The sequence below is a fragment of the Mycolicibacterium austroafricanum genome, assembly GCF_000612725.1.
Classification (GTDB): domain Bacteria; phylum Actinomycetota; class Actinomycetes; order Mycobacteriales; family Mycobacteriaceae; genus Mycobacterium; species Mycobacterium austroafricanum.
The window spans coordinates 588,250-601,218 of the sequence record NZ_HG964452.1; the positions used below are offsets into that span (position 1 = coordinate 588,250).

General features: G+C 67.4%; 13 protein-coding genes. 3 read left to right on the forward strand and 10 right to left on the reverse strand.

Annotation, left to right across the window (positions count from 1 at the left end; all coding sequences use genetic code 11):
• Positions 1-8: 8 nt before the first annotated feature.
• On the reverse strand, positions 9-605 hold the full coding sequence (locus tag BN976_RS13280) for a GNAT family N-acetyltransferase (protein ID WP_036371455.1): 597 nt from the start codon (positions 603-605) through the stop codon (positions 9-11).
• Positions 602-1,033, reverse strand: coding sequence for a hypothetical protein (locus BN976_RS13285; RefSeq protein WP_011782089.1), 432 nt, complete (start codon positions 1,031-1,033; stop codon positions 602-604). The genes BN976_RS13280 and BN976_RS13285 overlap by 4 nt, the downstream gene beginning before the upstream one ends.
• A 25-nt stretch (positions 1,034-1,058) precedes the next feature.
• Here BN976_RS13285 and BN976_RS13290 point away from each other — a divergent pair, with 25 nt between their 5' ends.
• Positions 1,059-1,505 carry a cupin domain-containing protein gene (locus tag BN976_RS13290; protein ID WP_011782090.1) on the forward strand — a complete coding sequence of 149 codons (447 nt, stop codon included), beginning with the start codon at positions 1,059-1,061 and terminating at the stop codon, positions 1,503-1,505.
• Here the strand turns inward: BN976_RS13290 and BN976_RS13295 are convergent.
• A complete protein-coding gene (locus BN976_RS13295; RefSeq protein ID WP_109489606.1) occupies positions 1,495-2,220 on the reverse strand; it encodes a 3-keto-5-aminohexanoate cleavage protein in 726 nt (241 codons plus the stop codon). The genes BN976_RS13290 and BN976_RS13295 overlap by 11 nt on opposite strands.
• A gap of 154 nt (positions 2,221-2,374) precedes the next feature.
• Here BN976_RS13295 and BN976_RS13300 point away from each other — a divergent pair, with 154 nt between their 5' ends.
• Both BN976_RS13300 and BN976_RS13305 read left to right on the forward strand, forming a co-directional pair.
• A complete protein-coding gene (locus BN976_RS13300) occupies positions 2,375-3,313 on the forward strand; it encodes a cyclopropane mycolic acid synthase family methyltransferase (RefSeq protein WP_011782092.1) in 939 nt (312 codons plus the stop codon).
• A 78-nt stretch (positions 3,314-3,391) separates the two neighbouring features.
• Positions 3,392-4,288, forward strand: coding sequence for a cyclopropane mycolic acid synthase family methyltransferase (locus BN976_RS13305; protein WP_051558417.1), 897 nt, complete (start codon positions 3,392-3,394; stop codon positions 4,286-4,288).
• A gap of 9 nt (positions 4,289-4,297) precedes the next feature.
• Here BN976_RS13305 and BN976_RS13310 read toward each other — a convergent pair whose 3' ends face one another.
• From BN976_RS13310 to BN976_RS13340, 7 genes are all read right to left on the reverse strand, one after another.
• Positions 4,298-5,533: a KasA/KasB family beta-ketoacyl-ACP synthase gene (locus BN976_RS13310; protein WP_011782094.1), complete on the reverse strand. Its 1,236-nt coding sequence runs from the start codon at positions 5,531-5,533 to the stop codon at positions 4,298-4,300.
• Between the two features lie 168 nt (positions 5,534-5,701).
• The gene (locus tag BN976_RS13315) at positions 5,702-6,472 is read right to left on the reverse strand and encodes a VOC family protein (protein ID WP_036371175.1); all 771 of its coding nucleotides are present in this window, start codon (positions 6,470-6,472) and stop codon (positions 5,702-5,704) included.
• Positions 6,473-6,613: 141 nt separating this feature from the next.
• A complete protein-coding gene (locus tag BN976_RS13320; protein ID WP_036371178.1) occupies positions 6,614-7,516 on the reverse strand; it encodes an amidohydrolase family protein in 903 nt (300 codons plus the stop codon).
• A 68-nt stretch (positions 7,517-7,584) separates the two neighbouring features.
• Positions 7,585-9,009: an aldehyde dehydrogenase family protein gene (locus tag BN976_RS13325; protein ID WP_036371180.1), complete on the reverse strand. Its 1,425-nt coding sequence runs from the start codon at positions 9,007-9,009 to the stop codon at positions 7,585-7,587.
• 27 nt (positions 9,010-9,036) lie between these two features.
• A complete protein-coding gene (locus BN976_RS13330) occupies positions 9,037-10,752 on the reverse strand; it encodes a thiamine pyrophosphate-binding protein (RefSeq protein ID WP_036371183.1) in 1,716 nt (571 codons plus the stop codon).
• Between the two features lie 2 nt (positions 10,753-10,754).
• The gene (locus tag BN976_RS13335) at positions 10,755-11,750 is read right to left on the reverse strand and encodes an acyl-CoA dehydrogenase family protein (RefSeq protein WP_011782099.1); all 996 of its coding nucleotides are present in this window, start codon (positions 11,748-11,750) and stop codon (positions 10,755-10,757) included.
• Positions 11,747-12,961 carry an acyl-CoA dehydrogenase family protein gene (locus BN976_RS13340; RefSeq protein ID WP_036371186.1) on the reverse strand — a complete coding sequence of 405 codons (1,215 nt, stop codon included), beginning with the start codon at positions 12,959-12,961 and terminating at the stop codon, positions 11,747-11,749. Before BN976_RS13340 ends, BN976_RS13335 begins: the two co-directional genes overlap by 4 nt.
• Positions 12,962-12,969: the final 8 nt, after the last annotated feature.

Sequence of the window (12,969 nt, forward strand, 5' to 3'; positions counted from 1 at the left end):
CCCGGCGGTCAGCTGTTGCGGTCCAACCGGAATCGCAGGTTGGACCGCACAGCAGGCCATTCGATGTCGAGAATCGAGTACACCACGGTGTCCCGCCGGGATCCGTCGGGCAGCAGTTGATGGCTGCGCAGCACGCCGTCGAGCTTGGCGCCGAGCCGCTCGATCGCGGCACGGCTGGCGAAGTTGAAGTAGTGGGTGCGGAACTCCACTGCGACGCAGCCCAACTCGTCGAACGCGTGTCCCAGCATCAGGAGTTTCGTCTCGGTGTTGACGCCGGTGCGGCGCGCCGTCTCGACGAACCAGGTGTTGCCGATCTCCAGCCGACGATTGGGGCCGTCGACGTTGAGGTAGCTCGAGGACCCGATCAGCCCGCCGTCACGCCCTCGCACCACGAACGTCAACCCGGTGTCCGGCCGTTGCAGACCCAACCGCATCTCGACCCAAGTTCCGGCGGCGCCCGGCTTCGGCGTGCCGGTGAACCACAGCCGGCCCAACTCGCCGTCGGCGGCCGCGGCTTCGACCTCCGGAAGATGTTCGCGGGCAAGCGGTTCCAGACTCACCCACCGATCACCCGTCAGCGTGACGGGCTCCACGAAGCCGCTCATCGCATCGGCTCCGACGATGTCCACACCGACAGCATCGTCCACACCGACAGCAGTACCGCGACCAGCGCCAGCGCCGCGGCGACGTAGAGGCCGTAGCCCGCGGACACCGGTGAATAGACGTAGAGCCGGTAGAACCAGACGATCAGCACCACGAGAAGCACCGAAACCGCCAGCGCCGCCGTGGAAGCCATCCGTCCCGAAATCCCCCGTGCCGCCATCGCCCCCGCCACCACCAACGTCGACGACAACAGCACGACCAGTTGCCCGACACCGAACGCCGGAGGGGGCACCGGCATCGCACCGGCGACCCCGCCGATCGCGTTGGCCCGGCCACCGCCTTCGGCCGACGTGAGCCACGGCAACCAGGCAGTGACGGCGACCAGCAGCGCGCACAGCGCGACCAGCCACCCCGGAAGCGCGCGACCCATGGCGGAAGCCTACTAAAGTGAGCCGATGAGCGATCTCCCCGAATGGGCGCGTCGTCTGGACTTCTCACCGCATCCCGAGGGCGGCTGGTTCAAGGAGACGTGGCGCAGCGATCTGACGATTCCGCAGTCGGTCCTGCCGCCGGACTACACCGGATGCCGCAATGCCGGCACCGCGATCCTGTTTCTGCTCATGCCGGGCCAGCAGTCGGCCTGGCACACGGTCCGCAGCGCCGAACTGTGGCTCTACCACTCCGGCGGGCCGCTTCAGCTCGAGGTCGGCGCCCACCAGGAATCCGCGATCGTCCACCTGCTGGGAGCCGACATCGAGGCGGGCGAGACTCCGCAGTTCGTGGTGCCGCCCGGGCATTGGCAGCGGGCCCGGCCCCGCGACGGCCAACCGTGCCTGGTGAGTTGCGTGGTGGTGCCCGGATTCGATTTCGCCGATTTCGCGCTCGGTGCGGCTACCGACTGAGCAGCTCGACCGCGGCCGCGACCAGCGCCGCGTTGCCCTCGGCGGTGGACCCGTCCGGCAACACCAGGGTGTCCTCCATCCCGATGCGGGTCTGCACTCTCCGTACACGCGCGTGTTCCAGTAACGGCCAACAGCTTTCGTCGAGCCCGTGCAACAGCACGGGTGCCGGCGAACCCGCCGTGGCGACGATGCCCAACAGTTCGTCGGCGGTGGTGGTGTCGCCGTCGGCCCCCAATTCGACCATCACGCGCATGCAGTGCTGCGTGACGTCGGAGGCCGCCCAGGACCGCGCCGCGTCGGCGTGAAAGAGGCCGACCTCGACCCCGAGCCCGCGGCTGAGCAGAAGCCTGGCCAGCTCCGGCGAGCCGGGCTCGTGCCAGTTCAGCGACGCGAAGTCCGGCAGGACACTCCAGCTTTCGACGGCCCGCAGGCGCTGCTCGGCATCCGGCAGCGCCCAGTAGCCGGTCGTCACGCCCAGCGGCAAACCGGGCAATGTGTGCCGCACCGCGGCGACCGCGGCGTCGACCTCGCGCGCCAGCAGGGAATCCACCCCGTCGGCCGTCTTCGGATGCATGTGCACCGCGCTGGCGCCGGCCCGATGGGCGGCCACCGCTTCGGCTGCCAGCTGGTCGGGCGTGACGGGCAGCCGGGGATGCTGGTCTGGAGTGCGCGCGCCGTTGATGCACGCTTTGAGGTAGACCCCTGCAGTGACCATGTCACCCATCTTGTCGCCATTGGGCGTGGGGCGCTTGATGTGCGGGGGTGGCCGCGTACATTCGGATGCGGACCGTTTCACGTTCCCCAGGCTGGGTAGTAGAGAACCAGCGCCCCGCCCGGGCGTGATTCATCTGCGCCGACAGGACGTCTAAATGGCTAACAGCTCGACTGACCAAGCGAACAAAACCGCAGAATCTGCCTGGTTGTCCAAGTCCGCCGCCCAGACCCGCGGCTCGGACAAGACCGAGGTGCAATTCCACTACGACATCTCCAACGACTTCTTCAAGCTGTGGCAGGACCCGTCGCAGACCTACAGCTGCGCCTACTTCGAGCGCGACGACATGACCTTGGAGGAGGCTCAGCTCGCCAAGGTCGATCTGTCGCTGGGCAAGCTCGGCCTGGAGCCCGGGATGACGCTGCTCGACATCGGCTGCGGCTGGGGGTCGACGATCGCGCGCGCGGTCGAGAAGTACGACGTCAACGTCATCGGGTTGACACTGTCGGAGAACCAGAAACAGCACATCGAGCAGAACAGGTTCCCGCAGCTCAAGACCGACCGAAAGATGGAAGTTCGGCTGCAGCCGTGGGAGGAGTTCGACGGCAAGGTGGACCGCGTCGTGTCCATCGGCGCCTTCGAGCACTTCGGCTTCAACAAGTACGACGACTACTTCAAGAAGACGTTCAGCTGGATGCCCGACGACGGGGTCATGTTGCTGCACACGATCATCATCCCCAGCGATGAAGAGATCAAAGCCAAGAAGCTGCCTCTGACCATGTCGAACGTGCGCTTCATCAAGTTCATCATGGACGAGATCTACCCCGGCGGGCGTCTTCCGTTGGCCGCTCAGGTCACCGACGCCGCGACGCGCAACGGCTACACGGTCACCCGCGAGCAGCACCTGCAGCCGCACTACGTCAAGACGCTCGATACGTGGGCTTCGAACCTCAAAGACAAGAAGGACGAGGCCATCGCGATCACCTCGGAGCAGATCTACGAGCGGTTTTACAAGTATCTGACCGGCTGTGCGGACCTGTTCCGCGACGGCTACACCGACGTCGTCCAGTTCACCTGTGAGAAGTCAGGGGTGTAGGCGATTTCGGGCACACGCGTTACCTGATCACAGACGCACGCAACGAAAGTCCGCTTTCCGGATGGAGGTTGGTCGGGGATGGCCAAGAGCTCGGTGAACCCGCCCGCGGCAGGTAAGAACATGGAACCCCACTTCGAAGAGGTTCAGGCGCACTACGACCTCTCCGACGACTTCTTCGGTCTGTTCCAGGATCCGTCCCGGACGTACAGCTGCGCGTTCTACGAGCGCGACGACGTGACGCTGGCCGAGGCGCAGATGGCCAAAATCGACCTGGCGCTGGGCAAGCTGGAGCTGAAGCCCGGCATGACGCTGCTCGACATCGGCTGCGGCTGGGGCTCGGTGCTGCAGCGCGCGGTCGAGAAGTACGACGTCAACGTCGTCGGCCTGACCCTGAGCCGCAACCAGTGCAGATTCGCGCAGGAACTCCTCGACGGGCTGGACACCGAGCGGTCCCGTCGCATTCTGCTGCGGGGCTGGGAACAGTTCGACGAACCGGTCGACCGCATCGTCAGCATCGAGGCGATCGAGGCGTTCCCCCAGGAGCGCTACGCGCCGTTCTTCCAGATGTGCAGCCGCGCGCTGCCCCGCGGGGGGCGCATGCTGTTGCAGGCCATCCTCGGCCACCCGCTGAAGAAGTGGCCGGAGATGGGCATCCCGATCGTGATGTCCGACCTGAAGTTCATGCGGTTCATCGCCAAGGAGATCTTCCCGGGCGGCTCGGTGCCGAGCGAGGAGAACATCGTCGAGCTGTCCGCGGACGCGGGGTTCACGCTGGAGCAGACGCAGTTCCTCAACCAGGACTACGTGCGCACCCTCGACACCTGGGCGCAGGCGCTGGAGGCCCACCACGACGAAGCGGTCGCGGCCACCTCCGAGGAGGTCTATCAGCGGTACATGAAGTACCTGACCGGCTGCAGCGATTTCTTCAACCGCGGCATCAGCGAGCTGGGACAGTTCACGCTCGTCAAGACCTGACGGCTGTCCTCACGGCCTGCCGAACACCAGCGACACGTTGTGGCCGCCGAAGCCGAACGAGTTGTTGATCGCGTACTTGAAGTCACCGTGCCGCGGCTCACCGGCGACCACATCGAGGTCGATCTCCGGGTCGAGGTTCTTCAGGTTGCGCGTCGCGGGGATGACGCCGTCGCGCAGCGCCAGCAGCGTCAGGATCGACTCGACCGCACCGACGGCCCCGACCGAGTGGCCGAGAGCTCCTTTGGGTGCGTAGACGGCGGGCTTGTGCCCGCCGAGCGCGTAGTTGATGGCGACCCCTTCGGCGACGTCGCCGACGGTGGTGCCGGTGGCGTGGGCGTTGACGTGGTCGATGTCGGTGGCCGACAACCCGGCCAGCTCGACGGCGTGGGACATCGCATACCCGGCCCGTTTGCCGTTCGGGTCGGGAGCGACCATGTGGAAGCCGTCGGAGGTGATGCTGGCGCCCATCAGCCGGCCCAGGACCTTGGCGCCGCGGGCTCTGGCATGCTCCGCGGTCTCGATGACCAGCAGTGCGCCGCCCTCCCCGAAGACGAAACCGTCGCGGTCCCTGTCGAACGGCCGGCAGGCGCCCGGTGGATCGTCGTTGTTGGTCGACATCACGATGCGCATCTGCGCGAACCCGGCGATCGGCACCGCCTCGATCCGGGCTTCCACCCCACCGCAGATCGCGATGTCGGCCTCACCGAAGATGATGTGCCGCCACGCCTGGGCGATGCCCTCGGACCCCGAGGCGCAGGCCGACACGGGGGCGAGGATGCCGGCCCTCGCATGACGTTCCAGGGCCACCGCGGACGACGGCCCACTGGGCGCGTACTGCTGCACGACCGTAGGGTTGACCAACTCGAGGTGGTGTTCGCGCAGGTGGTCGTAGGCGAAGGCGAGTTCTTCGATACCGCCCATGCCGGTACCGATCGACACCGTCAACCGGTTCGGGTCGACGTCCGGCGAGCCGGCGTTCTCCCAGACCCGGCGGCCGAGGACCACGGCCATCCGCTGCACGTAGGACAGTTCCCAGTTCTCTTCCGGAGTCAGCTGCTCGTCGAACGTCTCCAGCAGGTGCCCGCCGATGCGAACCGGCAGGTCGAACTCCTCGATGAACGAGTCCTCCAGGCGGCGGATGCCGCTGCGGCCTTCCAGCAGCGCCTGCCACGTCGACTCGACGTCCGTGCCGAGTGCCGTCGTCATGGCAACTCCTGTCACCACCACGTCCGGAAATCTGCTCATGGGCCCCCCATGCATGCCGATATCTGTCGCGGTATTACCCACACCCTCGACATTTACTCCACGAGGGACGGGTCTCGCTACGGATCATGGCACAGCTGACGCGGGGCAGAAATTAACGTACGCGGCGATAAGAGTGGCCGCAGGCCCTCCCCGACCCGGGCCGGAGGGTCAGCCCTGGATCGAGGACAGATTGAAGCCGGCCCCGGTCGGGTCGGCGACGGCGGCGAGCCTGCCGTACGGGGTGTCCTCCGCACCGCGCACGACGCTGCCGCCGTGGTCGGTGACGAGCGCAACGGTCTTGTCGACGTCATCAGCGCCGAGAAAGAAGCACCAGTTCGACGGGGCCTCACCCGGGATGTTGCTCCCGTCCATCACACCGACCAACGCTTCACCGTCGAAAAGCGCCGTACTGTAGCGGAATTCGTCGGTGTCCGACACGGTCTCGGTGGTCCAGCCGAAGACGGTGCGGTAGAAATCGAGCGCGGCGCCGTAGCCGCGGGTGGTCAGCTGGTGATACACCGGGGCGCCGTGCTCCCCGACGATCCCGTATCCGCGGTGCCCGGTCGGCTGCCACAGACCGAGGAACGCGCCGGTCGGATCGGTCAGCATGCCCATCCAGCCCTTGGCGGGGATCTCCATCGGTGCCACACACGAGGTGCCGCCGGCCGCGGTGGCCTTGGCGACGGTCGCCTCGATGTCGGCGGTGTGCAGGTAGACGGTCCAGGCGTCGGGCGCGTTCCACTGCGGATCGTTGACCATCAACCCGGCGACCGGGTGGCCGTCGCGGAATGCGGTGACGTAGCCGCCGTACTCCGGGCCGGCCGATTCGAAGGTCCAGCCGAACACGGCGCCGTAGAACTGCTGCGCACGGTCGAGGTCGGAGGTGGCGAGGTCGATCCAGATGGGTGCGCCCAACGGGGCGGTGGTGGCGACGGGCATTGCGGTCTCCTCGGGTCTCCTCAGTGGTGGGGATCGGTCACCGTGCAGACCGCCGCGTCGGGAAAAACTCATCGCCCTCTCCACGAATTCGTGCGATTTCGGTGTAGTTGGTCAACCGTGGCGTGACCAGCTACACCGAAATCACGGTCGATGGGAGGCGACCCCCAGTACCCGCAGCGCGTTCTGCTTGTAGATCAGCGGCACCACCGCCGGGTCGATGTCGAGGGTGTCGAAGTCGCGGCGCCACCGGTCGATCTGGATGTAGGGGAAATCGGTGCCGAACAACACCTTGGTGCGCAACTGCCGTCCCATCGCGTGCACGAGCTGCGCCGGGAAGTACTTGGGACTCCAGCCCGACAGGTCGATGTAGACGTTGGCCTTGTGGGTGGCGATCGAGATCTGCGCGTCCACCCACGGCACGGCCGGATGAGCCATCACGATCGTCAGCTCCGGGAAGTCGGCGGCGACGTCGTCGAGCAGCATCGGGTCGCTGTAGCGCAGCTTGATGCCGTGGCCGCCGGGCAGCCCGGCGCCCATGCCGGTCTGGCCGGTGTGGAACAGCGCGGGCACGCCGGCCTCGGCGATCGCATGGTAGATCGGGTAGTAGGCACGGTCGTTGGGCTCGAACGCCTGCATGCTCGGGTGGAACTTGAAGCCCTTGACGCCGTGGTCGCGGACGAGTTCGTGGACGCGGTGCACGGCGTGGCGGCCCTGCCACGGATCGACGGACCCGAACGGGATCAGCACGTCGTTGTTGCGCGCGGCCCCGGCGACCAGGTCTTCGATCGAGTTCGGCGCGTGCCGCATACCGTGGCGGGCGTCGATGGTGAACACCACCGCGGCGGTGTTGTGCTGCCGGTACTGCTCGGCGACGGCGTCCACGCCGGCGACTACGCCTTTCAACCCCTGCGGCATCTTGAAGTACTTGCCGGTCGCCTCGACCAGCACGTCGTCGTAGGCGCGGTGGCCGTGGCTGTCGATCTCAACGTGGGTGTGGATGTCGATCGCGGCGACCGCGTCGAAGTCGATTCCGTACTCGTACATGACGTTTACCCCGCGATTTCGGTGTAGTTGGTCAACCGTAGCGTGACCAACTACACCGAAATCCCTGCTTAGGCGGGGGCGTAACCGAGGGCGGCCTTGACCTCGAGGAACTCGTCGAACGCGAACGGGCCCCACTCGCGGCCGTTGCCGCTGCGCTTGTAGCCGCCGAATGGCGCGGCCATGTCGAAACCGTGGTTGATCGCCACCGATCCGGCCCGGATGCGACGCGCCACCGCGCGCGCCTTGTCGAGGTCGGCGCCGGAGACGTAGCCGGCCAGACCGTATTCGGTGTCGTTGCCGATCTCGACGGCCTGGTCGAGGTCGTCGTAGCCGAGGATGCACAGCACCGGGCCGAAGATCTCCTCGCGCGCGATCGTCATGTCGTTGGTGACGTTGGCGAACACCGTCGGCTTGACGTAGTAGCCCTTGTCGATGCCGTCGGGACGGCCGGTGCCGCCGATGACGAGCGTGGCGCCTTCGTCGATGCCCTTCTGGATCAGGCCCTGGATCTTGTCGAATTGCGCCTTCGACGCGACCGGCCCGATCGCGGTCTTGTCGGACGGATCGCCGACCTTCACCGCGGCCGCGGTCTCGCGGGCCACCGCGATGGCCTCGTCCATCCGCGAGTTCGGCACCAGCATGCGCGACGGCGCATTACAGCTCTGCCCGCTGTTCACCATCATCACCGAGGTGCCCGCGGCCACGCTCTTGGCGAAGTCGTCGTCATCGAGCACGATGTTCGGGCTCTTGCCGCCGAGCTCCTGCGTGACCCGCTTGACCGTCGGGGCCGCGTTGCGGGCGATCTCGATGCCGGCGCGGGTGGACCCGGTGAACGACACCATGTCGATGTCGGGATGGCTGGAGATCGACGCCCCCACACCGGGCCCGTCACCGTACACGAGGTTGTACACACCGGCCGGAACGCCTGCGGCGTCGATGATCTCGGTGAAGATCTGCGCCGAGTAGGGCGCCACCTCGGACGGTTTGAGCACCATGGTGTTGCCGGTGGCCAGCGCCGGGAACACCTTGCACGCGATCTGGTTGATCGGCCAGTTCCACGGTGTGATCAGCCCGCACACCCCGATCGGCTCCTTGACCACCAGCGTGCTGCCGTGCTGCTCCTCGAACGCGAAGTTCTTCAGCGCGTCCACCGTGGTGGCCAGGTGGCCGATGCCGAGATTCACCTGAGGCCCGGACGCCAGCCCGGCGGGTGCGCCCATCTCCTCGGTGACGGCCTCGGCCAGATCGCCTGCCCGCTTCTGGTACTCGGCCATGATCGCGCCGAGCAACTCCAGGCGCTCCTCCCGGGTGGTTTGCGACCAGGTGGCGAACGCACGCCGCGCCGCGGTGACGGCGAGGTCGACGTCGGCCGAGGACCCCAGTGCGATCCTGCCGGAGATCTCCTCGGTGGTCGGGTTGTCGACTTCCAGCGCGTTGGGCCGGACAGGGTCGACCCACTGGCCGTCGATGTAGTGCTTCAGATATTCACGCATGTTTCTACTCTTCCCTAGATCGCGGACCTACTGGGTGCCTTCTGCATACCAGGTGCGGAATCGGTCGTACTTCGGCATCTCCTCCGAGTTGGCCTTCGGGTCGATGCAGACGTGCACGACCGCGGTCCTGCCGCTGGCGTAGGCCCGCTGGATCGCCGGGCCGATCTCGTCCTCCTTCTCGACGTACTCACCGTGGCAGCCGAAGCCCTCGGCGATCTTGTCCATCCGCACGTCCTTGCTCCAGTGCACGCCGGGCTGCGGCGACGGCTGCTCGAAAGTGCGCTTGTAGACCCCCACTTCGAGTCCCCACTGGTGGTCGACGCCGACCACGCAGACCAGCGGCACGTTCTCCCTGGCCGCGGTCTCCAGCTCCGCGATGTGGAACAGGAACGCCGAGTCGCTGGTGAGCAGCATGACCGGACGTGTGCGGCCCTCGGCGACCGACGCGCCCACGGCATACGGCAGCCCGGTGCCGAGATGACCGAAGTTCTGGTTCCAGATCACGTCGCGCGGCTTGGCCTGCGAGTAGGTCCACTGGAAGATCACGGTGGCGCCGCCGTCGCGCACCAGGACGCCGTCCTGCGCGTAGTCGTTGAAAGCCTTCGTGGCCTCCACGACGAAGCGGGCCGGGTGCACCGGGGTGCGACCGCTCGGGGCTTCCTCGGCCACCCGGGCCAGCTCGGCGGCGTCGGCATCGACGAGGGTCTCCAGATTGGCCGACGGGGCGCGCGGCGTGTCCCGCAACGCCTCGACGAGCTGCGGCACCACCCCGCGCAGATCGCCGACGAGCGGCACGTCGAACGACCGGTTCACACCGATCGCGGTCGGGTCCTGCTCGACGTACACCCACTTGCGGTTGGCGTCGTTGCCTGCCCAGTGCTGGGTCCGGCCGTAGTGCATCGGTTCACCCAGCTCGGTGCCCAACGCCACGCACAGGTCGGACTGCTCGACGGCCTCGTTGGCGGCCGGGGAGAACAGGTACGGGAAGGTGCGGTCCTCCAGCCCGGGGATGAACGACGTACCACCGGAGGTCTGAATGACCGGGCAGGCCATCAGCTCGGCCAGCTCGCGGACCTGCTCCTGGGTCCTTGACGTGTGAACTCCGTGTCCCACCAACAGAATCGGACGCTCGGCCTGCCGGATCAGCTCGACGGCCTCGGCGACCTCGCGGGCACCGGCGCCCTGGTTCACCAGACGGTAGGTGGACGGCTCCGGCGCCTCCCCCACGTTGAGCTCGTCGAGGATGACGTGCGACGGGAACTCGATGTAGGCCGGGCCGGGGGTGCCCGACATGGCCCGACGGATGGCCTCGTGCACGATCTCGTCGGTCTGGTCGGCGTACTCGATGGAGCTGCTGTATTTCACCGACGGCGCGAAAAGCCCTTCCTGCTGCACGAACTGGATGCGGCCGCGGCGCACCCGGCGCTCGGTGATGCGGGCGCGCTGCCCGCCGAGGAAGATCACCGGCGAGTTCTCCACCAGTGCACACATCATCGCGCCGGCGATGTTGGCGACGCCGGGCCCGAGCGTGCCGATGCACAGGCCCGGGTTGCCGGTCATCCGGGAGGCGGCCTCGGCCATGAAGCCGGCGCTGAGTTCGTGGTGCGGCGCGACGACCGACCACCCGCGGGCGTCAGCCTCGGTGAACATGTGCACGAAGTTGGGGTCGGGGATGCCGAACAGCGTGTTGACGCCCTCGGCCTCGAACAGGTCGAGAATGCGTTTGTACACGGGTATACCCATGGTCATATCCCTTTCGAATATCTCTGCGAGAGTCTTTTCCGTTGTGCCGCAGGTGAACCGAACAGTGCCCGGTTCAGCGTGGCGCGTTTGAGGTAGACGTGGATGCCGCTCTCCCACGTGTAGCCGATGCCGCCGTGCAGCTGCATGGCTTTGCCTGCGACGTCGACCGCGGCCGAGCAGGCGTGGGACTTCGCCATCGCGGCCTGCGTCGCGGCGTCGCCGCCCTCGGCGAGGACGCCGACCGCGTCGGAGACCAGCCGGCGGGACACCTCGATGGCGACGAGCATGTCCGCGCAGGCGTGCTTGACGGCCTGAAACGATCCGATGGGGCGGCCGAACTGGTGCCGCACCAACACGTAGTCGACGGTGGCCGCGAGCATCTGCTCGGCCAGGCCGAGACTGTCGCAGGCGATCGCCACCTCGGCGCGATGCCGCACCGAAGCCGGATCTCCTGCGAGGGTGAGCAGTTCGGCGATCTCGGCGGCCTCGGCGGTGACGGTCGCCAACTGCCGGGTTTCGTCGACGACGGGCTGCGGAACCACGGACATCTGCGCGGCGTCCACCACCGCCACTGCGCCGTCGACGAGCACCAGCAGCCGGTCGGCCCCGACGGCGTCCGGGACGAACCCGGCACGTCCGGCCAGCCGGCCACCGTTGACCGCGAAGCCGTCGGTGGCGACGCCCAGTCGGCCGGGCCCGGATGCGACGGCGGTCAGCAGCTCGTCGCGAATCTCGCTGGGTTCCAGCAGGTTCAGCACCCCGACCGCGAGGACCGCGCTGCCGAGATAGCGGTTCGCGCTCGCGGCGCGCCCGATCTGGTCGAGGATCATCGCGGTCTCGACGAACGTCGCCCCGGACCCGCCGAGACCGTCGGGGACTTCCAGGCCCGTCCAACCCGCGTCGACGAGCACCGACCAGTCGACGACACGGTCCTTGGCCAACAGATCGCCCGCGACCGAGCGGAGCTCGTCGTGGAACTCGGAGAATCCGTGCGTCACGCCGCACCCGGTTCCCGCGGCAGCCCCAGCCCGCGTTCGGCGATGATGGTGCGCTGGATCTCGCTGGCGCCGCCGGGGATCGTCCACTCCCAGGAACCGACGAAATCCAGCACCCAGGAACCGGATTCCCATCCGCTCGACATCGGCTTGGCCAGCACGGTGTGGGCCTCGGGTCCGCCGATCTCCACGGCGAAGTCGGTGAGGCGCTGCAGCAGCTCGCTGTAGTACAGCTTGACGATCGACGCGTCGGCCGGGCCGGTCGCGCCGCGTTCGACGATCTGCCTGCACAGTCCCCGCAAACCGGTGATCTCGGTTTCGAAGCCGGCCAGCCGGTCGGCGACTATCGGGTCGTCGACAGGTGCGGACTGCACCAGCCACCGGAATCCGGCGTTGCCGAGCCGTTCGGCGAGCTCGAGCATCGTCAGCCCCCGTTCCGCACCCAACGTCGCCTGTGCGACCTGCCACCCGTTGTTCTCGGCGCCGATCAGGTTGGCGGCGGGGATGCGGACGTCGTCGAGGAAGATCTCGCAGAAGTGCGAGTCGCCGATCGCGTTGCGGATCGGGCGTACGTCGACCCCGGGGGTGGTCATGTCCATCAGGAAGTACGAGATGCCTGCGCTTTTTCGAGCACCGGGGCGTTTGGGCGCATCCGGGTCGGTGCGGGCCAGCAGCAGGCACCAGTCGGCGTGCATGCCGCCGCTGGCCCACAGCTTCTGCCCGTTGACCACGAACTCGTCACCCGCCCTGCGCGCCGTGGTGCGCAGCGCCGCCAGATCCGAGCCCGCTTCGGGTTCGGAGAAGCCCTGCACCCAGATCTCGCCGTCGAGGATCGCGGGCAGGTGCCGCCTGCGCTGCTCGTCGGTGCCCGCGACAAGCAGCGTCGATGCGGCGTGGTGGATCCCGACGAAGGCGAGTACCAGGCGGGGCGCGTCGTGGGCGGCCAGCTCCTGATACAGCACCACCTGCCGGTCCACGGGGAGTCCTCCACCCCACTCGGCCGGCCAGTGCGGCACCGCATACCCGGCGCTGTGCAGCTCGGCGAACCACGCCTTCTGGAAGCGGACGAACTCCTCGTCGCCGACCCCGGTCTGGGTGTCACGCCAGTCGGCTGGGATGTGATCGCGGCACCAGGCCCGGACCTGCTGTCGAAACTGAGCTTGTGACTGAGAATCAGTCGGATTGTCGCGCTGATCTTCAGATTCGGCGGTCATGTGAGCAG

Bases quoted from the DNA above. Each gene is read 5' to 3' on its own strand.
- BN976_RS13340 (WP_036371186.1), bottom strand. From the start codon at position 12,961: ATGACCGCCGAATCTGAAGATCAGCGCGACAATCCGACTGATTCTCAG.
- BN976_RS13330 (WP_036371183.1), bottom strand. From the start codon at position 10,752: ATGGGTATACCCGTGTACAAACGCATTCTCGACCTGTTCGAGGCCGAG.
- BN976_RS13285 (WP_011782089.1), bottom strand. From the start codon at position 1,033: ATGGGTCGCGCGCTTCCGGGGTGGCTGGTCGCGCTGTGCGCGCTGCTG.
- BN976_RS13295 (WP_109489606.1), bottom strand. From the start codon at position 2,220: ATGGTCACTGCAGGGGTCTACCTCAAAGCGTGCATCAACGGCGCGCGC.
- BN976_RS13310 (WP_011782094.1), bottom strand. From the start codon at position 5,533: ATGAGCAGATTTCCGGACGTGGTGGTGACAGGAGTTGCCATGACGACG.
- BN976_RS13280 (WP_036371455.1), bottom strand. From the start codon at position 605: ATGAGCGGCTTCGTGGAGCCCGTCACGCTGACGGGTGATCGGTGGGTG.
- BN976_RS13325 (WP_036371180.1), bottom strand. From the start codon at position 9,009: ATGCGTGAATATCTGAAGCACTACATCGACGGCCAGTGGGTCGACCCT.
- BN976_RS13305 (WP_051558417.1), top strand. From the start codon at position 3,392: ATGGCCAAGAGCTCGGTGAACCCGCCCGCGGCAGGTAAGAACATGGAA.
- BN976_RS13320 (WP_036371178.1), bottom strand. From the start codon at position 7,516: ATGTACGAGTACGGAATCGACTTCGACGCGGTCGCCGCGATCGACATC.
- BN976_RS13300 (WP_011782092.1), top strand. From the start codon at position 2,375: ATGGCTAACAGCTCGACTGACCAAGCGAACAAAACCGCAGAATCTGCC.
- BN976_RS13315 (WP_036371175.1), bottom strand. From the start codon at position 6,472: ATGCCCGTCGCCACCACCGCCCCGTTGGGCGCACCCATCTGGATCGAC.
- BN976_RS13290 (WP_011782090.1), top strand. From the start codon at position 1,059: ATGAGCGATCTCCCCGAATGGGCGCGTCGTCTGGACTTCTCACCGCAT.